The 22,216-nt window shown below is 46.8% G+C and carries 19 protein-coding genes; 10 read left to right on the forward strand and 9 right to left on the reverse strand.

The genetic code is table 11. The features are described 5' to 3' along the window. Positions 1-43: 43 nt before the first annotated feature. Positions 44-739, reverse strand: coding sequence for a hypothetical protein (locus ACT6NV_RS04860; protein ID WP_445386137.1), 696 nt, complete (start codon positions 737-739; stop codon positions 44-46). An 87-nt stretch (positions 740-826) separates the two neighbouring features. Between ACT6NV_RS04860 and ACT6NV_RS04865 the strand changes: the two genes are divergently transcribed. Then, complete coding sequence (locus ACT6NV_RS04865) at positions 827-1,891, forward strand: hypothetical protein (protein WP_445386138.1); 1,065 nt, start codon at positions 827-829, stop codon at positions 1,889-1,891. Positions 1,892-1,903: 12 nt separating this feature from the next. On the opposite strand, the gene pafA is transcribed toward ACT6NV_RS04865, so the two are convergent. Next, complete coding sequence (gene pafA / locus ACT6NV_RS04870; protein WP_445386139.1) at positions 1,904-3,583, reverse strand: alkaline phosphatase PafA; 1,680 nt, start codon at positions 3,581-3,583, stop codon at positions 1,904-1,906. A gap of 179 nt (positions 3,584-3,762) precedes the next feature. Here pafA and ACT6NV_RS04875 point away from each other — a divergent pair, with 179 nt between their 5' ends. From ACT6NV_RS04875 to ACT6NV_RS04885, 3 genes are all read left to right on the forward strand, one after another. Further along, complete coding sequence (locus ACT6NV_RS04875; protein ID WP_445386140.1) at positions 3,763-4,260, forward strand: GNAT family N-acetyltransferase; 498 nt, start codon at positions 3,763-3,765, stop codon at positions 4,258-4,260. A 106-nt stretch (positions 4,261-4,366) separates the two neighbouring features. Continuing rightward, the gene (locus ACT6NV_RS04880) at positions 4,367-4,546 is read left to right on the forward strand and encodes a hypothetical protein (protein WP_445386141.1); all 180 of its coding nucleotides are present in this window, start codon (positions 4,367-4,369) and stop codon (positions 4,544-4,546) included. A 57-nt stretch (positions 4,547-4,603) separates the two neighbouring features. Next, a complete protein-coding gene (locus ACT6NV_RS04885; protein ID WP_445386142.1) occupies positions 4,604-5,317 on the forward strand; it encodes a DUF6090 family protein in 714 nt (237 codons plus the stop codon). Positions 5,318-5,326: 9 nt separating this feature from the next. On the opposite strand, the gene ACT6NV_RS04890 is transcribed toward ACT6NV_RS04885, so the two are convergent. The 4 genes from ACT6NV_RS04890 to ACT6NV_RS04905 form a co-directional block, all read right to left on the reverse strand. Then, positions 5,327-6,964, reverse strand: coding sequence for an amidohydrolase (locus ACT6NV_RS04890; RefSeq protein WP_445386143.1), 1,638 nt, complete (start codon positions 6,962-6,964; stop codon positions 5,327-5,329). Positions 6,965-7,176: 212 nt separating this feature from the next. Further along, a complete protein-coding gene (locus ACT6NV_RS04895; RefSeq protein ID WP_445386144.1) occupies positions 7,177-9,564 on the reverse strand; it encodes a penicillin acylase family protein in 2,388 nt (795 codons plus the stop codon). Positions 9,565-9,625: 61 nt separating this feature from the next. After that, the gene (locus tag ACT6NV_RS04900; RefSeq protein ID WP_445386145.1) at positions 9,626-10,459 is read right to left on the reverse strand and encodes an MBL fold metallo-hydrolase; all 834 of its coding nucleotides are present in this window, start codon (positions 10,457-10,459) and stop codon (positions 9,626-9,628) included. Further along, complete coding sequence (locus ACT6NV_RS04905; RefSeq protein WP_445386146.1) at positions 10,456-10,854, reverse strand: PAS domain-containing protein; 399 nt, start codon at positions 10,852-10,854, stop codon at positions 10,456-10,458. The genes ACT6NV_RS04900 and ACT6NV_RS04905 overlap by 4 nt, the downstream gene beginning before the upstream one ends. Before the next feature lie 283 nt (positions 10,855-11,137). On the opposite strand from ACT6NV_RS04905, the gene ACT6NV_RS04910 reads away from it, so the two are divergent. After that, positions 11,138-11,485, forward strand: a complete 348-nt coding sequence (locus ACT6NV_RS04910; protein WP_445386147.1) for a hypothetical protein — start codon at positions 11,138-11,140, stop codon at positions 11,483-11,485. Positions 11,486-11,506: 21 nt separating this feature from the next. Here the strand turns inward: ACT6NV_RS04910 and ACT6NV_RS04915 are convergent, their stop codons facing one another. After that, the gene (locus tag ACT6NV_RS04915; protein ID WP_445386148.1) at positions 11,507-12,364 is read right to left on the reverse strand and encodes an aminotransferase class IV; all 858 of its coding nucleotides are present in this window, start codon (positions 12,362-12,364) and stop codon (positions 11,507-11,509) included. 532 nt (positions 12,365-12,896) lie between these two features. Between ACT6NV_RS04915 and ACT6NV_RS04920 the strand changes: the two genes are divergently transcribed. The 5 genes from ACT6NV_RS04920 to ACT6NV_RS04940 all read left to right on the forward strand — a co-directional run bounded on the left by ACT6NV_RS04920 (position 12,897) and on the right by ACT6NV_RS04940 (position 17,696). Further along, complete coding sequence (locus ACT6NV_RS04920; protein WP_445386149.1) at positions 12,897-13,208, forward strand: hypothetical protein; 312 nt, start codon at positions 12,897-12,899, stop codon at positions 13,206-13,208. 98 nt (positions 13,209-13,306) lie between these two features. After that, a complete protein-coding gene (locus ACT6NV_RS04925; RefSeq protein WP_445386150.1) occupies positions 13,307-13,516 on the forward strand; it encodes a hypothetical protein in 210 nt (69 codons plus the stop codon). After that, complete coding sequence (locus tag ACT6NV_RS04930) at positions 13,513-13,794, forward strand: hypothetical protein (protein ID WP_445386151.1); 282 nt, start codon at positions 13,513-13,515, stop codon at positions 13,792-13,794. The genes ACT6NV_RS04925 and ACT6NV_RS04930 overlap by 4 nt, the downstream gene beginning before the upstream one ends. A gap of 21 nt (positions 13,795-13,815) precedes the next feature. Continuing rightward, positions 13,816-15,303 carry a proton-conducting transporter transmembrane domain-containing protein gene (locus tag ACT6NV_RS04935; protein ID WP_445386152.1) on the forward strand — a complete coding sequence of 496 codons (1,488 nt, stop codon included), beginning with the start codon at positions 13,816-13,818 and terminating at the stop codon, positions 15,301-15,303. Then, complete coding sequence (locus ACT6NV_RS04940) at positions 15,300-17,696, forward strand: DUF2309 domain-containing protein (RefSeq protein ID WP_445386153.1); 2,397 nt, start codon at positions 15,300-15,302, stop codon at positions 17,694-17,696. Before ACT6NV_RS04935 ends, ACT6NV_RS04940 begins: the two co-directional genes overlap by 4 nt. 149 nt (positions 17,697-17,845) lie before the next feature. On the opposite strand, the gene ACT6NV_RS04945 is transcribed toward ACT6NV_RS04940, so the two are convergent. Continuing rightward, positions 17,846-18,736: a glycoside hydrolase family 16 protein gene (locus tag ACT6NV_RS04945; RefSeq protein WP_445386154.1), complete on the reverse strand. Its 891-nt coding sequence runs from the start codon at positions 18,734-18,736 to the stop codon at positions 17,846-17,848. Positions 18,737-18,884: 148 nt separating this feature from the next. Then, positions 18,885-22,136: a WD40/YVTN/BNR-like repeat-containing protein gene (locus ACT6NV_RS04950; RefSeq protein ID WP_445386155.1), complete on the reverse strand. Its 3,252-nt coding sequence runs from the start codon at positions 22,134-22,136 to the stop codon at positions 18,885-18,887. Positions 22,137-22,216: the final 80 nt, after the last annotated feature.

The raw sequence follows: 22,216 nt of genomic DNA on the forward strand, positions 1-22,216 counted from the left end.
AATTCCTCCGTTTGAAATCTCTTTGCGTTACGGATTATTGATATTATCGATTAATTTTAAAACTGTCCAGTTTTACATCATCCGGGCCGTCATTATCAAAAGGGTATTCCATCTGGTCCTGTATGTTGTAGAGAGAGATCAGGATAAACTCCGTTAGCAGGATAATAAAATATACCACCCAGGCATTTTGTTCCGCTCCGATATTATAAATAATAGTAGGTGCATATACAAGCGGGAACAAATAGATGAATACCAGGCAATAAGCCTTTAGGGACTGGGGGGTACGATGCGTATTGATCGCATAGGCATTTTCAAACCCTTCCTGCAGGGCATTCATATATCTAAAAATCCTATCCTTTACCTTACTGGGAATAAATTCAGTTAGTTCCAGCGTAAAATCATGGAGTTTTTTAATTTTCCCATCTACTTCCTGCGGTTTGGTGCCATTATTTTCCAGCTGGCTGATTACCGCATCGCTGATTTCTTCTAAAATTCCCTCCAGTTTGTCCTTGTCTTCCTTTTTCAGGTTGAAACTCATCTGTATATAAAAATATACTGTTTTCATTGCCGATCGGAATTGGCTCATGTGCTCCAGAGCCTTTTCTCTCCTCCTAAAGGCACCCCTGATATTAAAGACAAGCGGAAAAACAATGGCGATACTCAACAGGGTGAGATCCACATTGAAATCCAGATTAAAATGAATAGAAAGGTATGTGACAATTACAGAAATAATCGCCACCCAGAGGGTTTTTAAATTTATTATGACAGTATATAGACTAATATTCTAATTTTTAGTACCTTATGAAAATAACCTATCACCAAGATAATGAAAAATCGGCTTACACCTCTGTTTTACTTATTATTTTTAGGACTCTTCACGGGCCTTTCCGCTCAGGAAACCCAAGGTGTCACAGAAAAAGAGACCACTCCACTTTTCGCGGATGAAGGGGCGCTGCCCGTTCGCCTGAATTATTCCAACATGGAAATGAAGCGAAAGACCAATGATAGCACTTACCTGAATTCAGTATTGCAGTATCAAAATGAAGACGGGAACTGGGATTCTTTGGAAATTCGTTTGAGGGCCAGGGGAAACTGGCGGATGAAAAACTGTTTTCTGACACCGGTTAAAATCAGGATCCGCAAAGCGGCAGCCAAGGGCACCCTATTTGAAGGCAATAAGGAATTGAAAGTGGTCCTGCCCTGCTCCAACTCCGATGTAGGACAAGACTGGGTCCTGAAAGAATTGCTGGCTTATAAAATGTATGAGATCATAACCCCCTTTCATTTTAAGACCAGACGCCTGGCCATTAACTACACGGATCAGCGGGGTAGAAAAGGAAAAGATTACCAATTGGAAGGTTTTTTAATCGAAGACATCAGCCGGGTGGCTGACAGGGTGGGTGGCAAAAAACTCAAAAGGTCTGTTCACCCCCTGCAACAAGACGATATGTGCTCCATACAAAACGACCTTTTTCAATTCCTGATTGGAAATACGGATTATTCAGCGGCGTATCAGCATAATGGGAAATTGATTTTTGTAGAAGGCATGAAGGCCGTTCCGGTTCCATATGACTTCGATATGTCCGGGTTGGTGAACACCAATTATGCTGTCGTATCCGAAATACAGAATAAAAAATTACCAATAACCAGGGTAACCCAGCGATTATTCCGGGGGTGGCAACGGGATCCTGCTCTTTATGAGGAGGCCCGCCAACATTATTTAACCAAAAAGCCGGAAATAATGGCTCTCTTGAGTAGCTATAAATCTGAATTCAAAAGTTCCAGGCAGTATGAAGAGATGTATGACTTTGTTTCGGATTTCTTTAAGGTACTGGAAGACCAGACAGAATACAGGGAAAAAATCATCAGCCTGGCCCAGACACCGGAATAAGCCTGAAAAACTTTATCGGAAAAGTTCCTCGAGAGGTTCTCCACTGACCCCATTCGGCATTTGCAGATTGAGCATCATGGAGAGTGTAGGGGCGATATCCGTTACGGAAACCGGTCTTACCGAACTCCCTCTTGAAATCCCTTTACCAAACCACAACAGCGGAACATGTCGGTCGTAAGCATAACCTGAGCCGTGGGTTGTGCCCTTCACACCGGGGATTTTCAATCGTATATCCGAAGACTGTATAAAGCCGGGCTCGAAAGCCAGCAGCACATCTCCGGAACGTTTAGGGTGAAATCCATTCTGAATCAGGGCCGGTATCCCCTGAATAAACTCCTGGTTTTTAAGGTCCGTTGCAGTCAGGGCATGACGAACCCCATTTTGTTTTCCCATAAATTCAGCAACGGCACGCTGTATCTCCTCCAGTGACTGTTTTTTTTCGGCAATCAGCTTATGGTCCAGGTAAATGTTTTCGTATTCAAAGCGTTCCACCCAGGGAAAGGCCCCGAACTTCAGGTTCAGGTAGAATTCAAGATCCACTTTAAATTTACTGATCAGGGCAATGCCGGCTTGCAGGCGGTTGTCATCCAGGAATGAGGCTACCTGCATAACTCCGTGATCAGAGGTCAGGAATAGCGTATAATTCCCTTTCCCCACTTCCAGGTCAAGGGTTTCCAACAGGTTTTCGATTTCTTTGTCCAGGCGGATGTAAATATCTTCTACCTCCACCGATTGGGGGCCAAAGGCGTGCCCGGCAATATCAGGGGCCGAAAAACTGATACACAGCATGTCTGTAATATTGTCCTTGCCCAAGGACTCCTGTTTCAGGGCTTCCAGGGCAAAATCTTTCACAATGGTATTCCCAGCCGGACTGCCCCACAGCAATTGGTGATAGCCGGGACGCCCTTCAAAAGCCATCTCCATTTCTTTAAAATTATATGGGAAGGTAGGACTGCTCTTGCCACCAATACTTCTTTCGTAGTTATTGTCATCCGGGGTACTTTCTGTATAAGCATCCAGATCATATGCTGTTTGCCAGCTTTCTGAGAGGTATGCCTCTGTTTTTCCCAGCTTGTTAAACTTCTCGACCCACTTGGGAACCTCTTTCATATAGTAAGTACTGCTTACAAAATTCCCCGGGCTGTTTTCCCAATCATGCCAGTAAGCAGCATTTGCCGTGCGTCCTCCGGGCAAAATTGCCCCTCTGTCCTTCAAAGAAACACTGATCACCTTAGACCTGAAATTAGACCCGATGCGCAATTGGTCGGTGATGGTCGTACTGATCAAATTCGTTGGCGAGTACCCGCTGCTGCTTTCGGTTTCGGCACCCACAAGGCTTACATTGGGGTCCCCGACATTGCTGATGACCTGCTTTTGGTTGCGGTCATACCAGCTGTTCCCAATTATCCCATGCACCGCAGGGGTAGTCCCGGTATAAATGGAAGAGTGTCCGGCTGCCGTAACGGTTGGGACGTAGTTGAACATCGTATTTTTAAAATTGTAGCCTTCGCGCATTAGCCGGTTAAAGCCACCCTGTCCGAATTTTTCCTGATAGCGGTAAAGCATATCGAACCGCATCTGGTCCACAATTATCCCGACAACCAGTTTTGGATTTCCTTCCTGGGAAGATAGCTCGTAAACCGGATTACACATTACAATTAGCAGGGTCGCGTAAAAAAATAATTTCTTCATTGTATCAATTATCAAGTAAATCTCTATTTATTTTGACGTTAATCGCCGTTGGGCATTACAATACATACTGATGTCCACCCGATTTTATAAATTTAGAAATTAAATTCAAAGAATAACCCTAAACAGATCATTTTGGGTATTCCGGATCGATTGGAACCCAATTAATCTCTGCAGAAATCATGCCGGCAATTGAAGCTGTCCGGGTACGCGAGCCAATGCAGTTCGAAACTGTCTCAGAACTGGCCGAGCAAATCTGGAAACAACATTACACTCCTATAATAGGGCCAGAACAAGTAGGCTATATGCTGCAGAAATATCAGTCTGCAGAGGCCATAAAAGACCAGATCAGCAAGGGGATGCGCTATTACCTTCTAAAAACAGCCCACACTACGGTAGGGTACCTGGCCTTCATTTTAGAAGAAACCCACCTCTTTCTCAGCAAGATTTACCTGAAGCAGGAATTCCGGGGAATGGGCTATGGCAGCAGCGCAATGGACTTTGTAAAGCAATGCGCCATAACAGAAAACTGTCAGGAGATCAGGCTTACTGTCAACAAAAACAACACCCGAACCATTCAAGCCTATGAAGGTATGGGTTTTAGGAATGAAAAAGCAGTGGTGCAGGACATCGGGCAGGGGTTTGTGATGGATGATTACCTCATGGTCCTGACCTTATAATAGGCTCCTCCCCCCTACCCTGGAAGACGCTTGGGGAGCCTGATAATTATCATGAAGTGATGCCTGTATTCTCCTTACTTTTAGTACCATCTAGAAGACTACTTAAATGGAAAACAGGAAACAGGACAAAAGTTCGTGGGCTATTGGAGGAGGCCTGCTAATCGGGCTTGGGGCAGGATTCTTTTTTATTCAAACGGCTCCGTTATGGTTTGTTGGCTGCATGTTGATAGGCCTGGGCGTTGGGCTCACGGCAAGTGCTGTACTTTCCGCAGTTCCGAAAAAATAGTCCGGAACAAAAACTTCCTTCCTTAAAGAATCTTACTGTCTTTATAGTTGTGCTGATATGCTTTTATTCTGGAAAAAGACACGTTTTAAATTTATTACGGGAAAGCAGATATCGAGGTATCTCCTATATGCCCTGGGCGAAATTTTACTGGTGGTACTGGGGATTCTTATAGCCCTACAAATAGACAACTGGAACAACAAGCGCCTGGACCGGGAGACCGAAATAACCCTATATCAAACCCTAAACCAAAGGATTTCTCAGGACAGCAAAGAACTAAACAAGCAACGGGAGCTCAATACAGCTTACCTTAAAACCTATAAAAAGGCAAATACTTTTATAGAATCGAAGGATGTTTCAAAAACAGACTCCCTCGCGGTCATGGCCATGTTGCTGTCTCAGTATTCAGACTTTCGCAGAAATTCAGAAATTTATCAGAACCTTGCTGTAAGCGGACAATTAAACCTCCTTAAAAACAATGAAATAATCACTGCACTCCAACAACTTGAGCAAACCTATAACCTTACCAACGACCTGGAACGGATGCACTGGGACATTATCATCAATGAATTATCACCTGAACTAAGATCGGTGGTAAATTACAATACCTGGAAAGCCGCTGATCCCGATCGCCTCTTCAGTGTGGAAATTCAGAACATCTTTGTTGAAAGCATCTACCTGACAGCCATAAAAGATTCCATATACAGGCAGGCACTGTACGAAATTGAAGGAATTCATTCATTACTTAACTCAGAACTGACAGGCATCGATTAATTCCATTGTTTAATTCTTCCCGGATCCGGCTGCCGTTGTATTCTTGGCCGGCAGGGTTGGATAGGAAATCCCCAGTTGCTCCAGATAGGTGTCGTATTTGGTTTCGTCAAAATAATAGGGTTCCATTTCCGGCCTGAATTTTTGCATAATTGCCGTGTTTAACTCAACAGGTGGTGGATCCTGATCCGTAATCATGGGCCTGTACTGAGTCTCCTTAGACTGTACTTCATTGAAATATACTTTTGCATCGGCCAGCAGCTGGGGTTGCATAAGGAAATCCAGTACGGTCATGGCCACTACCTTGGCCCCGGCTGTAGCCCCTTTATGAGCTATAGGGGTAGCCATTGCTATCGCATTAGACCAGTGGTGTCCCTGTAGCCCTGGGATATTGGAAGGGAACCTGAGTGTAACGGTCGGAACGGTCCATGAAATGTCCCCGATATCATCAGAACCTCCGCTGATGGGCCGCTCTGCAGGTTTCCCGAGTTCCGACAATTCTGTTGCCAGGCCCGTGGTGTCCCTGGAACTCACTTCCTTTTGGACTGCCACAGCCAATTGCTGGTCCGCTTCAGACCACTGTGGTAAGCCTACCTGCTTTATGTTTTCATACATGGTTTCGGCTATTACCTTATTAAAATGCCTGGGCCAGGCGGCACCCACAACCCGCGAACTGACTTCCGTGTCCGTCATCAGGGCTGCCCCTTTCGCAATATTATTGGCATCTTCATACATTTCCATAATGCCCTCGTAGGTAATATCCCTCAGGTAAAACCAGATTGAGGCTTTGGAAGGCACCACGTTAGGCTGGTCTCCGGCATCTGTAAAGATGGAATGTGAGCGCTTCAGCGGATGCAGGTGTTCCCTTTTATAATTCCAGCCGATGTTCATCAGTTCGGCTGCATCCAGGGCCGACCGTCCCCTCCAGGGAGAGCCCGCAGAATGCGCAGCTTCCCCTTCAAAACTGTACTCTACTGAAATCAGGCCGGTCCCCCGGGCCTGTCCGTAAGATACCGAGAGGTTGCTGCTAACATGGGTAAAAATACACATGTCTATTCCCTCGAAGAGCCCGTCGCGTACGAACCAGGCTTTTGAAGCTACCAGTTCCTCAGCTATTCCGGGCCAGATGACCAATTTCCCGCCTATATTATTTTCTTTCATAAGCTTTTGAACTGCAAGGGCAGCAGTGATATTGAGTGGAATTCCGGAATTATGGCCTTCTCCGTGGCCAGGAGCTCCTTCAACTATAGGTTTATGGTACGCTACTCCAGGGTATTGGGAAGCCTTGGGAATACAATCCACATCGCTCCCCAGCGCGATAACCGGGCCTTCTCCCTGAGACCAGCTGGCAAACCAGGCAGTAGGAATGCCTGAAACTCCATAAGTGATTTCAAAACCGGCATCTTCCAGTATGTCGGTGAGGTATTTGCTTGACTCGGTTTCGTGGAAACCCAATTCAGCAAAACTGAAAATTTTATCCACCATCACCTGTGTTTGTTTTGCGTCATTCTGAACCAGTTCGGCAGCCGCTTCTTTTTGTTTTTTAATTGCAGATTTGGAGTAATTCTTCTGGGCGTTTGCAGTAATACAAATCAGCATTATTAACCCAAGCCTGAGTGCTTTTCCGGAGGAGCGTTTATTCAATATCATTTGGAATGTGTTTAGGCTGTAAAATACAAATAATTCGATAATCATTTCGTTACCCGAATATTGAAATTGAAACCTTCAAAGGCTTATGTACCATTCAAACAAAGACACGAGATATCCCCTGATAGCATAATATAAATATCTATCCTTCACTATAAAGCTAATGGCTAATTACATAAACGGTAATTATCTACTCCTTAATATCCACATAAAGTTTATTTATGATTCTCCGGGAGAAGCAGGTAGCGCGAATCTGCATATTTAGCTATGGAATCTTTGGAATAGAGCAAGGGGAAATACCGGTCCTGTGCCCACATTTCAAAAAGGTTGCCATAGTAAGGGCTGTCCGGATCTCCGGATTGACCCGGGCTATTTATCCCCAGGGCATTGTCCCAGTCGCCAACAGGTATGAGCACCCGAAAGGTAGCGCCGCTGCTCTGCCGGTAACCATTTCCTGTAGAACCGGGAGTATACCCATTTCCTCCTCTCGGGAGGGGGCCTAAGTCCAGCCCTTTCCTTTTATCCGGAGACAGGGAGGCGCTGAGCGGGTGTCGTATCAGGATATGTTTCAGGTTTTCCTGGCCGTAGTTCCACTTTTCCATCTCAGGACCCAGACGCTCCGATAATGCATCTACCGCCCCTCTGAAGGTTTCCTGCAAAAAGGTGTTCCGATTTGCCTCGTTCCCAAAGAAATTTTCAGGAGCCCTTATCCATTCTATAATTTTTTCCAATTGCAGGCTTTGGATATACGCCTGTCCTTCCTCCGGGACGAATTGGCGGAATGCCTGTTTTTTTATTTCATTTTCCCAGGCAACATAAATGGCAGCCGCTCTGGAATCCGGAGACAGTATATAATCCCAGGTTTCCAGATATTTACGTGCCTCCAATGCATCTCCCTCCAGGCTCAGATCAAAAAGGAAAGGAAGAAGCTCCCGCGCCGGTAGGGAAAGGTAATCCGTTTGCAGGGCAGCCATCTCATCCATGGTGTGTGTCTTACTCGCGCTGAGTACTTCTTCAATACGGTTTCCTCTGAAGGAATCTGCCCAGGTAAAACCGATAGCATCCCAATTGGAATAGCTCTCCGGGGTAACGTTCTGATTCGCCGTTTCGATAAACCCCTTTTCCGGGTTTAATAAGTGGGGTTTCTCTACAATGGGCAGGTAGCCCTCCCATTCAAAATTACCATTTCCCGGAACGGGTACCAGTCCGGAGAAATTCCTGCGGACGGGCGCTATCCCAACGGCCTGCCAGCCAATATTCCCATCCACATCTGCCCACACCATATTCTCTCCGGGGATATTGCTGTAATTACACGCAGCCCGGAATTCATCCCAGTTCTTTGCCTGATCCATCCTTAGAGAAGCCAGATAAGGCGAACCCCCGGGTTCCATCCAGGCACAACGCACTGCATAAGCCTTTTTGCGCTTTGAATCTTCAAATACTACCGGCCCATGCCTGGTATATTTTAACTGAACCCCTACTTTTCTGCCATCCTTTAGAGGGATACTGTCCTGAATAATCTCCATGTTGACCCATTCACCCTTGTATTTATACTGGTTTGGATCTGCCGGATTGGTTTCATACACATACAAATCTTCCCCGTCTGTCCTGAAAACGGTCAGTCCCCAGGCTCCGTATGGGTTGTGTCCGATAGAAATACCCGGGATCTCGGGCTCACCCCCACCTATTACATCCCAGCCAGGGGCTACCAGATGTGCCATATATCGCAGCGAAGGTACTTTAATACTCCTGTGCGGGTCATTGGCCATAAAGGGTTTTCCATTAGCCATCAGTGCCCCGCTAACAACCCAGTTATTGCTCCCAATAGAGAGGCTGTCGGGAGCTGGGTTATCCTTTGTTGGCAAGATTTCAGCCACCTCCGAATTGCGATACTCAGGTAAGAGGTCTGCGGGCTCGAAGGTCACCGGCGTCCGATAGGCTTCATACAATTCGAGGATGTTCTCGGAAAGGGCATCAGAATCAATTCCGGGCTGCAGGCTAAGATCCGGTTCTTTGGGGTGAAACCACAAGAGGGATTTTACCTTTTCGGCTCCCAGGGCCGCCACAGCCCTGCCGATTGCCAATTCATCTTCAATGTTTCCCAGCAGGCCCTGATGTCTTGAAATCACAACTTCCGGAGTCCACTTCCCGGGTAGTATCCCCAGGGCCCTGAATTCAACCGGAAGGCTGTCCGGCTCCTGCAGTGCTTCATCTATGTAGGCATTTACCCCTTCCGTATAGGCATTAATTATAGCTACTCCATTTTCATGGTATTGACTAAACTCTGTATTCAGGTCACCCCTGTATTTAAATAATCGGGTTCCTATATCCCTTTTTAAGGCCCTTTCCCCTAAAATTTCGGATACGGTCCCCGTTGCCTGCCGCCTCCAGATCTCAAACTGAAATAATCGGTCACGTGCCGCAAGGTACCCCTGGGTATAAAATAGATCGTATTCGTTTTCCGCATAGATATGATTGATTCCGTATGGATCCCTGAAGACTTCTACTCCTTCCTGCAGGCCCGGTAATTTATATTCATTCTCAGATTTCTCCTTACAGGAAAACAGTAGCAGAAAAACGATTGCCAGAAGAACTTTCTTCATTTTTAAGTGGTTTATGGGTTGATTTAAGAAAGGAATGGTTTTGCCATATGCCGCAGCTCTGTTATATTTCAATTTCCTGTCCCTGCACGGCCAGTTCAATTGGAAAGTCGTATTCAGACCGCTTCATGAATTTCCGGAACATTTCTGTGCGCTGCTCATCAGTATGACCGGGATCGTGATGGAAAAGGACAAGGCGGCGGGCTTCCGTCCGGGAACAGAATTCAGCAGCCATTGCAATTGAACTATGCCCCCATCCCGCCTTGTTTTCATACTCCTTTCTGCTGTATTGGGAATCGTGAATCAATAAATCAGACCCGTATGCCAGAGAAAATCCTGAAATCCAATTATCCTCAGGAAATAAGTGATTTTTTCCGATCACCGGTTCATGGTCGGGGAGGTAAGCTATTGATTTGTTGCCGCAGCTAATGCGGTAGCCCAGAGTGGGCCCGGGGTGGCTTATGAATTCTCCCTTAATTTTAAAAGGCCCAATATCCATCTCCTTATCGGGTATTTCCTGAATGACTATCCTGGAAGGAATATCCCGAATTGGGATTGGGAAAAGCGGAGGGGACATAAAACGGTTAAGCCGGGTTTGCAAGGGTTCGTTACTACCTCCGGGCCCCCAAATGTTAACTTCCATCTGCGGATTGAAAAGGGGCTTACAAAAAGCCAGCCCCTGGATGTGGTCCATATGTAAATGGGTCAGGAGAATATCCATCCTTTTGGCCTTGTAGATAGGATCGAAATCCAATCCAACTATTCCTGTTCCGGCATCCACAATAAGACGGTCTTTCCCATCTATCACCTCAATACAGGGGGTGTTTCCGCCATAGGTTTGGTTTTCTATTCTCGAACTTGGATAGGCTCCGCGGGTTCCGTGTAAAATAACTTTCATAATTCCCCCTCCTTGTCCCAAAATATTGCCATGGCACCGGAAAACTTTTTAGACCTGCCAATAATGGGGATTGCCGTTACCGATATTTCAGTAGAATTACCATTGAGACTTTTAATCCAAAAGGTTTTGTGTGCGGGCTTATGACTGTGTATGGTCTGAACCAACGGGAGTTCCTCCGGGGGTATAGAGTTCCCCTTTTCATCGTGGGGAAGAAATGAAGTCCCCCAATCCCCAACGGGCATTGGGCCCGTGTCCTGAAATTTTTTCCCCAGAATTTCTTCAGCCGGAGGATTGTAAAAAAGTAAATTGCCTTCAGGATCGACAATAAATACAGGAACAGACAGGCAATCTGCCAGCTGCCTGCTCAGTATGACTTCAATAGCATGCCCGGACATTTGAAGAAGAGGTTAGGAGTATTCTATTTTTAAATATATTAAATTATAGGACAGGAATTGTGAGATCTGGCAGTTTATTGCAACTTAAGCTTAAATAATGTTATTAAAAACGTTTCTGAAATGTATTAAAGAAGCTCACTTCCTGAGCTTTGAAATGCTAGGAAATACCCATTCTAAACCCTTGTTTGCGGCACCTCACAATTATATTTGCCCCAGAATTATTAAGGTCAAAAAATATTCTTTAACTTATGAACCTGAATAACTTATTCTAACCTAAAAATTTATGAAGTTTATAGACAGTGAAATAGACCAGTACTGGATACATTTCCAGGCGGGCGGAGATAAGGGTAAAAAGGTGTATCCCATTGCCCTGGTAAAGTGTTATTACGGTGATGATTTTTTACTGCAAATGACCTTTTATCAGGACGGCAAAAGCCTTCCGGCCAATCACTACGATAAAAGAAACAAGCTGGTTTATCTAAGGTATCCCATGTCCATGTATGCCCACGTAATTGATATCCTCAGAAATGAAAAGCCTATTTTCTTTCGGTATAATAGTGAACTGAATCAGGGCTTTTTAAGAACTGGAAAAGAACCCGTAGGCGAAGGCGAATACGATGCGGATTTCTGATTAGGGGAAAATTTTCAATTTTTACAGACTGTTCTTTAAGCCTGAAAATGCCAGCTGCAATTTTTGGGTGACGGGACCTTGTTGATATGTGTGCAACTCCCTGCCATCAATTCTATTAATTGGGGTGATCTGCGTGCTGGTGCCTGTAAGAAAAGCTTCATCCATATCAAAAATATCTCCTGCCGGAATTCCCTGCAGACGTACTTTGATTTCTAGCCTTTCACAAAGTTCCAGAACCACCTGCCGGGTGATCCCGTCCAAAATGTGATGATCGGCCGGGTGGGTGTATACTACCCCCTCTTTTACAAAGAAAACGTTGGAATGGGAGGCTTCCGTTATTATACCCCCTCTTTCAAAAAGCGTTTCATAACAATCATGCTCCGCGGCGTACTGATTGGCCATTACATTTCCCAGTAGGGAAGTCATCTTAATATCGCAACGACTCCATCGAAAGTCTTCCCGAAGAACAACAGGAACGGGGTCTGGGTTATGGTCTGGCAGGACTTTTGGCCAGGCATACATCATCACCGTTGGCCGGGTCCCATCGGGATAGGAATGCTGCCGGGGGGCCACCCCCCGGGTAACTTGTATATAGAGCAGACAATCTTTCCCTTTTAGACCCGATTCTTGCAGCAGCCCGGGGATCGCGGCCTCCAGTTCCTGTACATCTGCCTGTATTCCGATGGCTGCCATACTGCGTTTAAGACGGTCCATGTGTGCCTGTTTGTAAAAAAAATGCCCATTGATACATGCCATCACTTCGTAAACCCCGTCACCAAAAATAAAACCCCGGTCAAAAACGGATATTTTAGCCGCATCGGCGTTGAAGATCTCTCCATTGAGGAAGACTTTGGAAGGATATGAAGACTTCTTTTTCATTTGATCTTTGTTTTAAGTCTATAATATGAGTCTGGCGTATAAAAACTTACAAGGCATTCTGGGCTGTAATCCGGCTAACTAACGTGCCCCCTTGTAAATTAGACAAATTTATGATTCCTGCTGCTCAACTGATTGCCCGGAGCTAAAAAGTCCAATACAAAAGGAGGACTTTCCCCATTTCTTGAGAGATAATTATACCAAAATACACTTTAGTGGCTTAAGTTTTCTATTAACGCCACCGTCTCCCAATAATCTAAATATCATACCAAATCCTTGTATTCCGGCCTTTGCAGAAATAAATATCGTTCTTTTTTTATGCCGGTATTTTAGTGAAATGTATATAATATCCCCACCCCAGATGGTTCCCACATAAGGTTATAAACACTTGTTTTTGTGGTATTTAAGCACCTTTTGAATGCAGATTTACTTTCTCTTATATTAATTTTTTTTATGTATTTAATTATTAATATAAATAATAATTTATGGTTTATATGTGTAATCTTTGCAGCGGAATTTTAAACAGTTAATTCAAATGCAAACACAAGTACTGCAGAAAACCGAGACTAAAGTTCAAAAAATTCAACTGGTAAAAGGAGCGTTTACTCCCTCCGAAGCCTTTGATGTCGTTTCAGCTTTGATCGATGAAAAAATCAACTTTCACAAAATCCAAAGGCTGCAACGCTGGGAAGGGGACCACAACTGCTCTACCAATCAACTGGATGGTCGGATTGAAGAACTGGCCTCTGAAAAGCAAACTGCCAGAGAGTTTATAAACAGCTTGCGGGCGCAGGGGAAGAAATTATCCATTAATGGTGTACTGGAAATCACTGTTTCAGAAGAATAACTGCAAAGCCCGGCCATCGATCCATTAAACCCGGATCCACGCGCTACTTGCAGGGAAACAGAAAAACAGACTAAACAAAACCGCAAAAACAAAATTAAATGACACTCTCTAAACCGAGCATATTATCACTTGCAGGCTTGCTGATACTTAATCTCTGGTCTTTTATGACAGATTTTGTCCTTATGAACCAGCTCCTGGTAGCCAGCCTCATAATAGGTATGGTACTCTTTTGTAAATCCAAAATGGAGGTAACAGGCGGTATCCGAAAAAGCCGTCAGCAACAAAGCGACAGGAGATCCGCAGCATGAGGGAAGAAATAGTCTTCATTAAGGGTAGCTTCAATCCGGCAGAAGCCGCAGATGTACTCTTATCCCTGTTAAACGACAAAATTAAATTTCACACCGTAAAATCGCTTAAACTCAATCCGGGAAGTTCCCAATCGGAGGAGCACTCAGCTGCCCGAATAGGAGCGCTCAAGGAGGCCAAAAAAACAGTGGAAGAATTGGTGCTCACGGCACATAAAAAGGGCCTGGACCTGGAAATTAACAGCACTTTGGCCATACGGCTGATAGACAAACAAATCTAACTGCGATAAATAGAAAAAACAATGCAAAAGCAAAAAAACATAAAGGAAAAAGCAGCTAAACAGCAATTGCAAAAAGAGCAGGAGCTGACAGCGCATCCGCTCTCTAAAATTGTTTCGGCAATATTGTGGGCACTATTCCTGGGCAGTAGTGGGTATTTAATATATCATTACCCTACAATTCCCGCCCTGAAGCTGGGACCCGCCTTTAAGATTTATGGATTTACCATTCTGATCTGGACAGTGGTTTCCTTTTTCGGGGCCCTGGTCAGCACTTACGCCAGCAGATACTTACTCGGATTCAGGTATCAGGGTCAATTTATGCTTCGTTGCCTCGGATTTACACTTTCGGTAATGCTTCTGGTCATGTCTGATCACCTCTTCCCCTTACTCCTGAGCTGGCTGCTGATGGGGTTCTTTATGTCTCGCCTGATCGGTGTGAATTCAGACTGGAAGGAAGCGCGCGAGGCTTCTAAACTGGCCCTGCGTTACTTTCTGTTCGGTACTGCCCTGTTAAGCATCGGGCTGCTGCTACCGGCCTTCTTAAGCGATCAGTATCTGGTAAGCGAATTGGTACAGTCATTTGATGACCTACATCCAGTTATCCTGCTGGTTGCTGCCCTGTGTATCATCACAGCCTCTATTATCCAATCGGCAATTTATCCTTTCCATCGCTGGTTGTTGTCGGCCATGACTGCACCTACACCAGCATCGGCGCTAATGCATGCTGGATTTGTAAACGGGGCCGGGATTATCCTGGCCATTTTTTCGAGCCTGATTTTTGCATCCAACACCCTGGACCTGCTTCTGATCATTGGTGGGTTAACCGCAATTATCGCACAGTTTACCAAATTGCTGCAGGTCAATGTAAAGCAAAAACTGGCCTGTTCCACAATAGCACAAATGGGTTTTATGATCATGCAATGTGGATTAGGGTTTTTCAATGCGGCAGTGGCTCACCTTATCTTACATGGGTTTTATAAGGCCTACCTCTTTCTCTCATCCGGAGAGGAAATTGCACATTCCCTACCACAGAAACCCCCCCATATTCACATCAAACCTTTACAGGCCCTGGCGGTACTCATATTCGGAGTTCTGGGAGCCTTTCTTTTTATAAACCTTACCGGAAAGGAACTGGTTGCAGACAGCAGTATCTTCCTGACCCTTATTGTCTCCATCACCGTAGGGCAGGTAACCTACAATATTGTGAAACAGAAAAGCCTGAATCCGGTGCAGAAGATAATCTTGCCGGCCCTGCTTTTCACAGCCGGGATCGGGGCCTACGCCCTCCTCTATAACGGGATAACCGCACTGATGTCCGACATGCCCCTAATTGCCGGACCTGTGCCCCTTTCAGCAACTCAAATCATTTTTGGGGTGATATTCCTCATCGGGTTTTTCATCATGAAACTGGGGATATACCGAAAAGCTCCCTGGCTGTATGTAAAACTGATGAACATATCTCAACCCTTTAAAACAACAGTATTCACAGAAAACTCAAAAACGGCATGATGCAACAGGAAATTTCTAAAAGTATCCGCGAAGCCTCGAAGGTGGTCGGCAAAACATGGCCTCTCTATTCCTTCGTAACTTCGAATCCGTTAACCGGATATGAAAAACTGCCCTTCGAAGAGGCTGTTAAAACTGCCCGGGAACTTATGGATGCCCGAGTATTCCCGGAAACTTCCCTCTATCGGAAAGCCTGGGATACAGGAGCCATACAAAAAGAAGAACTCCTGCGCGCCCTTAAGGAAAAAGGCATGACCCAATCCCCTGAATTTTATTTGCAGGAGATGGAAACTCTGAAAAGCACAGAGAAGGGGGCCGAAAACCAGCAGCTGAATCGTATCATGTCCAAGTGGCTGGCCGCCTTTATGGATGAAGGTCTGGCTGAATGGGAAATGCCCGGCAAGGAAAAAGGCTTTTACAATGCCTGGCGCCAACTGGCACCATATGATGGGGAGTTGGGGATAAAATCCCTTCGGGAAATACCCGGCAGCTCATCGGAGGCCCTTGAAATTGCCTTGTCAGGCCATTCTGCAGATGAATTCACTAAAATCTTCAGCTATCAGTTGGCAGCCCTTCCCGGATGGACGGGCTATATTAATTATCGCACTGAAACCAGTACCCCCTGGCAACAGGAATACCCCATAAGTCTGGAAGACTACCTGGCGGTTCGCCTGTGGATTGCCAGGCAGTTCAACATTGAATTACTCCCGATCACGAAAGACAATGAACGTGAGACCCAGCTTGCCGAGATACAGTACATCTGGTTAAAAGCCTGGGAAAAAAGCTGGCAAAACCAGCTGGAACAAACCCTGAGCCAATTTACAACTGCTCCTTCGTCAGATATGGCAGATGCGGAAATAGCAGATGCCCAATTTGCTTTCTGTATAGACACCCGCTCAGAGCTGATCCGCAGGCATGTGGAAGCAGCCGGAAATTACGAGACCTTCGGGTACGCCGGATTTTTTGGAATTGCCATGGATTATAAGAGTCCGGAGGATGGGTTTACGCGAAAATCCTGCCCGCCCATTGTTTCCTCGGCTTACACTGTTGCAGAGCAGGCCCAACCGAACAAGGCTGAAATGCAAAAGTCCTTCCAGCGGAAATTCGAGCGCAAGAAATTCAGGGAATACTTCCTGAAAAGGATGAAAAATATGCTGCCTTCCTCCTTTGGTTTTGTGGAAGGCGCTGGGTTCTTTTACGGCCTGTCGCTTATGGGTCGGACCCTTATCCCCGGTTTCCTCTCCACGGTTAGGAGCAAAAACGCCTCCTCTTTTGAGGAAGCCTGCGAACCGGAAATCAACCCTGCTAACTGTAACCAGGACGCTACCCTGCAGATTTCGCTTGAAGAAAAAACAGCCATTGTAAAATCAGCATTCGACCTCACCGGCTGGCGAAAATTTGCCCCGCTGGTAGTCTTCGCGGGCCACGGAAGCCATTCGGCCAACAATCCATTTGGTTCCAGCCTTGATTGTGGCGCCTGCGCCGCCAGCCCTGGCCGGCACAATGCCCGAATGCTGGCCAAACTGGCAAACCTTCCTGAGGTTAGAAAATCCCTGGCTACCAAACACCAGTTGGTTATCCCGGAAAGCACTCTCTTTATAGGAGCCGAACACAATACAACCACAGATGAGATTGTTCTGTTCGACTCCGACATCCCGGATTCCTTCCGCTCTGAAGTAGAAAAGCTGAAAGCAAATCTTGCTCTCGCCCAACAAACGGCTACCAGGGAGCGACTGGGAGGAAATGCAAATAGTGTTGCCGCAGCTGTAAAGAAAGCTAATGACTGGGCTGAGACACGGCCTGAGTGGGGTCTGGCAAAGAACGCCGGATTTATAGTCGGTCCCAGGGAGCTCACAAAAAACACCAAGCTGGATGGCCGCTGTTTCCTACATTCCTACAACTGGGAAGAAGATAAGACAGGCAAGGCCCTGGAAGGAATCATGCAAGGCCCCATGGTGGTTACCCAATGGATTAACAACCACTACTACTTCTCTACCGTTGACAATGACACCTTCGGGGGAGGTTCTAAGATCACCCATAACATTACAGGTAAATTCGCGGTGGTACAGGGGAACGGAGGCGACCTGAAATCAGGACTGCCCTTGCAATCACTGCTGCAGACGGATGACGAATACTACCACCAGCCACTGCGTCTCTCGGTGGTTATTCAGAGCCCGTTCTCCAGGATCAATGAGATCCTCAGCAGAAACGAGAACCTCAAAACCCTGCTGGACAACGAATGGATTTATTTAATGGTGATGGATCCGCTTCAGGATAATCGCATTCTGAAATACAATAAAAACCTGGAATGGGCCTCTTCAGAAACCGAAAAGGAAGGTCCAAAATCACCAGCTCACAAAAAGAAAAGCCAGCAACTGGAGGAAGTTCTAAGTTAACGGATATTCTGAGCTGATAGGCAGATTATTAATGGGTAACATCCCAATTAATGCAGACACTAAAAAGGGAAGCAAAGACTAAACCTTGCTTCCCTTTGTTTTTTGGACTAGTTACGACCAGGTCAAAACGCAAAGTCTGGTTACAGGCCTTATTTCAGAGACTCGTGCCTGACCCAATCCACCTCCATCACCCATTCCCCTTCCATGGGGGCATCGGTTATTTTTGCAAAATTCAGGATAGCGAACATAGGTTCAGGATAATTATCCCCTTCCCCGGGGTTACGGTAGACCTCTTCCCCGTCCAGCAGGTACACCAGGTCGCTTCCCACCCATTCCACGGCGTATTCACGATATTCCCCAAGGGTTGTCTCCACGTTGGTCCGATAATGCTCCCAATCTCCTTTATCACACTCTCCCAAACTTTTTATGGCGCCGGTGGTGTAATGATCTCCGGCGTAATCGCCATGGTGTTCAAAAATGTCTATCTCCCCTGAACCGGTAAGCGGCCAGCACACATTTTCATCTGCTTCCTGCACCGGGGCCTCGTTGTTCTGCGCGCCCAAAAGCCACCAGGCCGGGAACATGCTGGCCTGGCTTTCCCCTCTGATACGTAGTTTTGCAGTCCAGCGGCCCTTTATAAACTCCTTTTTGTTCTTGGAAGCGATGCGCCCGGCCACGTATTTTGTCTTTGGATGCTGGTTTCCGTGCTTATCCAGGTTATCACATTCTATCTCCTCCCCAATATTGATTACTTTAATCTTCAGGGTACCATCGCTTACTTCCCTTGTGCCGTATGCATTATCAGGCACATAACATTGCTTTTCATTATTGACCCAAATCCGCTGGTCCTGCCAGTTATCCGCATTAAAACTGTCAAAGTCGTCAAAAAAGTCTGTTTCCCATACCGGGGTGGTAGCCACTTCCGCTCCTTCCATTATAGGTTTTTCCTTCGTTTTATCTTCCTTACACCCCCAGGAGAGTATCAGGGCAAACGCTGCCAGGGATAATAACCCCCTGAATTTAAATGTGCCGTATTTCATTACCGTTTGTTTTTATCGTCTAATTTAAAAATAAAAAACGCTTACTGTTTTAAGTGTGCCAGAGACCAGTACCCAAAGCGCTTTTGCTGGTAATGGCAAAAAAACCAGCCCAAATGAGCTGGTTTTTAAAGGTGATCTTTATGCAAATCTATTCCTGCCCTTTTATATAAGGCGCTCCGGCATTTTTAAATTTCTGTGCCAGTGCAGGCACCATCTGTTCTGAGATCTTATTGATTTCAGGGGCGACCTCCGCCAGCATTTCCCTGGCAATTTCAAGGCTCTTACGGTGCAGGGCAGTAGGGCCATAGGTGGTAGTCATGCCGCGATAAGCCGTGCTGAAATGTGACTGTATAGACGGCGGGTTGCGTTCCCCTATCTCATCCCTGGCAGGGCTTCCTTCCGTTTGGATTTTGAGTTCACGGATGGCTTCTTCCAGTTCAAAAACGTTAGCAGCCAAATTGGCTGGCGAAGCCGGGGTTAGCTCCAGGGCCTTCTTGAAACCTTTAAGAGCTGTTTCGGCCTCATCAAAGCGGTCACTAAGCATTTCCAATTGCCGTTGCACGGATTCCAGTTCCTGACGGTACTGGCTGTAGCTGTCGTAATCCATACCGCCGAGAACCCCTTCCCGGATGGGTTTTACTTCAAAGGAGACCGGATCTCCCAGTTGTGTTACTTTTCCCTCTTTCTCCAGGGCAAGGGTTGCCGAATAGGTTCCAGGGACGGCCAGTGGGCCGCGGCTAAACCAGCCACCACCCCCGCTTCTTTCCGGATCAATAGCGCCTGTACTGGCGTGTCGTAAATCCCACGCCAGGCGGTGGGTTCCCTTTTGGGCTTTTTCCTGCAAGTGACGGATTATATTGCCTGCCTGGTCCTTTATGGTAATCCAAACCCTTGTGGGTTGTTCGCTGTTTTCATCATCAAGGGCCTCATAGCCGGGGAATGGAATATCCTCCTGCTTCTTATTGGCTTCTTTCTCAGCTTTCTGCCGGGCCTCTTTGGCAGTGGTAAATTCATCGGCCAAATGATAGGTAAATACCGCACCGAATTCAGGGTTTTTGGCCAGATAGAAATCGGCTCCTGTATTACCCAAATTGCTTCTGGGAACATACCATTTTGCAGTCCTTGGCGCAAACAGCTTTCCGCTGGCCTTCAGGTTCTCCGGCGTAAATTCACGAAGGGCACTATAGTCATCCAGAACAAAAAACCCGCGTCCGAAAGAGGCAGCCACCAGGTCATTCTCGCGTTTTTGGATCACCAGATCGCGAAAGCCCATATTAGGCGTACCGGGGAGTTTTTGCCAGTTTACACCTCCGTTTAATGAAGCATACACACCAAATTCGGTGGCAGCGAACAAGAGGTTTTTATCAACATGGTCCTGAACAATACGCCAAACCAGGGTTCGCTCCGGCAAATCACCGGAAAGGGACCTCCAGGTCTGCCCGCGGTCTGTACTTTTAAAGAGGTAAGGGCTGAAATCGCCTTCCTTATGATTGTCCAGGGCCACATATACTGTATTTACATCGTGCAAATCTGCCTTGATATCATTTACAAAGCTGCGTCCGGGCAGCCCAAGCCGGGTTACCGGGATTCGGGTCCACTCCCCGCCGCCATTACTGCTAACCTGTATAAATCCATCATCCGTTCCTGCGTAGAGTAAGCCCTCCTGCAGCGGGGATTCACTCAGGGAGGTAATCGTATTGTAATTAGACATGGCATTTACGTCCCAGGCATTGTCCCAGGATTGCTGGCGCCCCATAATAGGAAGCGAGAGTCTTTCCTCATTTCGGGTCAGATCTCCGGAAATAGGGGTCCAATCATCCCCGCGGTTCTCAGACTTCCAGACCCTGTAAGAGGCAAAATACAGCCGGGCCGGGTTGTGGGGGGACACCAGGATGGGAGCATCCCAGTTAAAGCGCTCATGCGGATCGCCTTTTCGGGCCTGGGGCTGGATAAACACCTGTTCTCCTGTGCTGAGGTCTACCCGGTGCAGGCCTCCCTGCTGGGTTTCCGCATAGATAATATCATTGTAAACCGGATCAGTTGCAGACTGGTGCCCGTCCGCAAAAAGGGTCTTGTACCAGTGCTTGTTGGCAATTCCCTCCCTTTCATCCGTAGCCGAAGGGCCACCGGCAGAACCATTGTCCTGTGTCCCCCCGAAAATATGATAAAACGGCTCTGCGTTATTTACAGCTACCTTATAAAACTGAGTCAGCGGGAGGTTTTTGTGATACTTCCAGGTTTCCGCCAGGTCAAAGCTTTCATAAATTCCGGCATCCGTTCCCAGCATCAGGTAATCCGGATCATCCTTTTTAAATGCCAGGGCATGGTTGTCTGAGTGCTTGTCCTCTTCCTTAAGCTGCACAAAGGTCTTCCCGCCGTCATCTGAGGTCAGCACCCGTACATTCATCAGGTAAAGCCGGTCAAATTTATGCGGGCTTGCATACAATTCCTGATAGTAATGCGGCCCGGTGGCCCCGGAAACCGTGTTGGACATTTTCTTCCAGGAAGCCCCACCGTCGGCAGAGCGAAAAACACCCCCCGTTTTACGGTCCAGTTCTATAGCTGCATAAAGAACATCCGGTTGCTGAGGGGAAATGGCAAGGCCAATTTTTCCCATATTGGATTTGGGTATCCCATTGGTCAGCTCCACCCAGGTCTCTCCACCATCTGTGGATTTGTGGATCCCTGATCCGGGCCCGCCTCCCATAAGGGCAGCAACAGTCCTGTGCCGGTCCCATGTGGCCGCGTAAAGTACCATAGGGTTCCTTGGATCCATAATCAGATCGGTGGCCCCGGTCCATTCGGAATTTCCCAGAACACGGTTCCAGTTTTTTCCACCATCAATTGTCTTGTATACCCCACGTTCTCCCCCTTTATTCCAGAGGGGTCCCTGAGCGGCAACCCAAACCACGTCGCTGTTCTCAGGATGTACGATAATCCGGGCGATATGCTGGGTACCTTTCAGCCCGAGGTTTTCCCAGCTCTTGCCGCCATCCTTTGAGCGGTAGACTCCATCCCCGTAGGCAACGTGCCGGCCACCCACGTCTTCCCCGGATCCTACCCAAATGGTGGAAGGGTTATTCGGGTCAATGGTGACACAACCTGTGGAATAGGAACTTTGCTGGTCAAATAAGGGAGTCCACGTGGTCCCAGCGTTTTCGGTTTTCCAGACACCGCCGGAACCCACGGCAACATACCATACATTATCGTCTTCCGGGTGGATCGCAATATCTGCAATCCTTCCCGAAAGGAAGGCGGGTCCGATGTTCCGGAAGGAGAAGGCCTGCAGCGGCAACTCATCCTTTTTATCCGGAGTGTTACTTTTTTTTCGTTGTGCGTGAAGTGGGGCGCAAAGGAAGATCATCAGGGCGCCCAGCAATAGCAAAGTGTTGCGTTTCATAGTGCTTATAATTTATAGGGTCCTAAATGTAGCAAATAAATCATGGATTATGGAATCTTAAAAACAAAACAGAAAGGGCT

It is taken from the genome of Robiginitalea insularis, from assembly GCF_052497835.1.

Coding starts and splice junctions, on each gene's coding strand:
- pafA (WP_445386139.1), bottom strand. CDS start 3,583: ATGAAGAAATTATTTTTTTACGCGACCCTGCTAATTGTAATGTGTAAT.
- ACT6NV_RS04885 (WP_445386142.1), top strand. CDS start 4,604: ATGCTTTTATTCTGGAAAAAGACACGTTTTAAATTTATTACGGGAAAG.
- ACT6NV_RS04865 (WP_445386138.1), top strand. CDS start 827: ATGAAAAATCGGCTTACACCTCTGTTTTACTTATTATTTTTAGGACTC.
- ACT6NV_RS04905 (WP_445386146.1), bottom strand. CDS start 10,854: ATGTCCGGGCATGCTATTGAAGTCATACTGAGCAGGCAGCTGGCAGAT.
- ACT6NV_RS04935 (WP_445386152.1), top strand. CDS start 13,816: ATGCAAAAGCAAAAAAACATAAAGGAAAAAGCAGCTAAACAGCAATTG.
- ACT6NV_RS04930 (WP_445386151.1), top strand. CDS start 13,513: ATGAGGGAAGAAATAGTCTTCATTAAGGGTAGCTTCAATCCGGCAGAA.
- ACT6NV_RS04925 (WP_445386150.1), top strand. CDS start 13,307: ATGACACTCTCTAAACCGAGCATATTATCACTTGCAGGCTTGCTGATA.
- ACT6NV_RS04940 (WP_445386153.1), top strand. CDS start 15,300: ATGATGCAACAGGAAATTTCTAAAAGTATCCGCGAAGCCTCGAAGGTG.
- ACT6NV_RS04920 (WP_445386149.1), top strand. CDS start 12,897: ATGCAAACACAAGTACTGCAGAAAACCGAGACTAAAGTTCAAAAAATT.
- ACT6NV_RS04895 (WP_445386144.1), bottom strand. CDS start 9,564: ATGAAGAAAGTTCTTCTGGCAATCGTTTTTCTGCTACTGTTTTCCTGT.
- ACT6NV_RS04910 (WP_445386147.1), top strand. CDS start 11,138: ATGAAGTTTATAGACAGTGAAATAGACCAGTACTGGATACATTTCCAG.
- ACT6NV_RS04890 (WP_445386143.1), bottom strand. CDS start 6,964: ATGATATTGAATAAACGCTCCTCCGGAAAAGCACTCAGGCTTGGGTTA.
- ACT6NV_RS04880 (WP_445386141.1), top strand. CDS start 4,367: ATGGAAAACAGGAAACAGGACAAAAGTTCGTGGGCTATTGGAGGAGGC.
- ACT6NV_RS04945 (WP_445386154.1), bottom strand. CDS start 18,736: ATGAAATACGGCACATTTAAATTCAGGGGGTTATTATCCCTGGCAGCG.
- ACT6NV_RS04950 (WP_445386155.1), bottom strand. CDS start 22,136: ATGAAACGCAACACTTTGCTATTGCTGGGCGCCCTGATGATCTTCCTT.
- ACT6NV_RS04915 (WP_445386148.1), bottom strand. CDS start 12,364: ATGAAAAAGAAGTCTTCATATCCTTCCAAAGTCTTCCTCAATGGAGAG.
- ACT6NV_RS04900 (WP_445386145.1), bottom strand. CDS start 10,459: ATGAAAGTTATTTTACACGGAACCCGCGGAGCCTATCCAAGTTCGAGA.
- ACT6NV_RS04875 (WP_445386140.1), top strand. CDS start 3,763: ATGCCGGCAATTGAAGCTGTCCGGGTACGCGAGCCAATGCAGTTCGAA.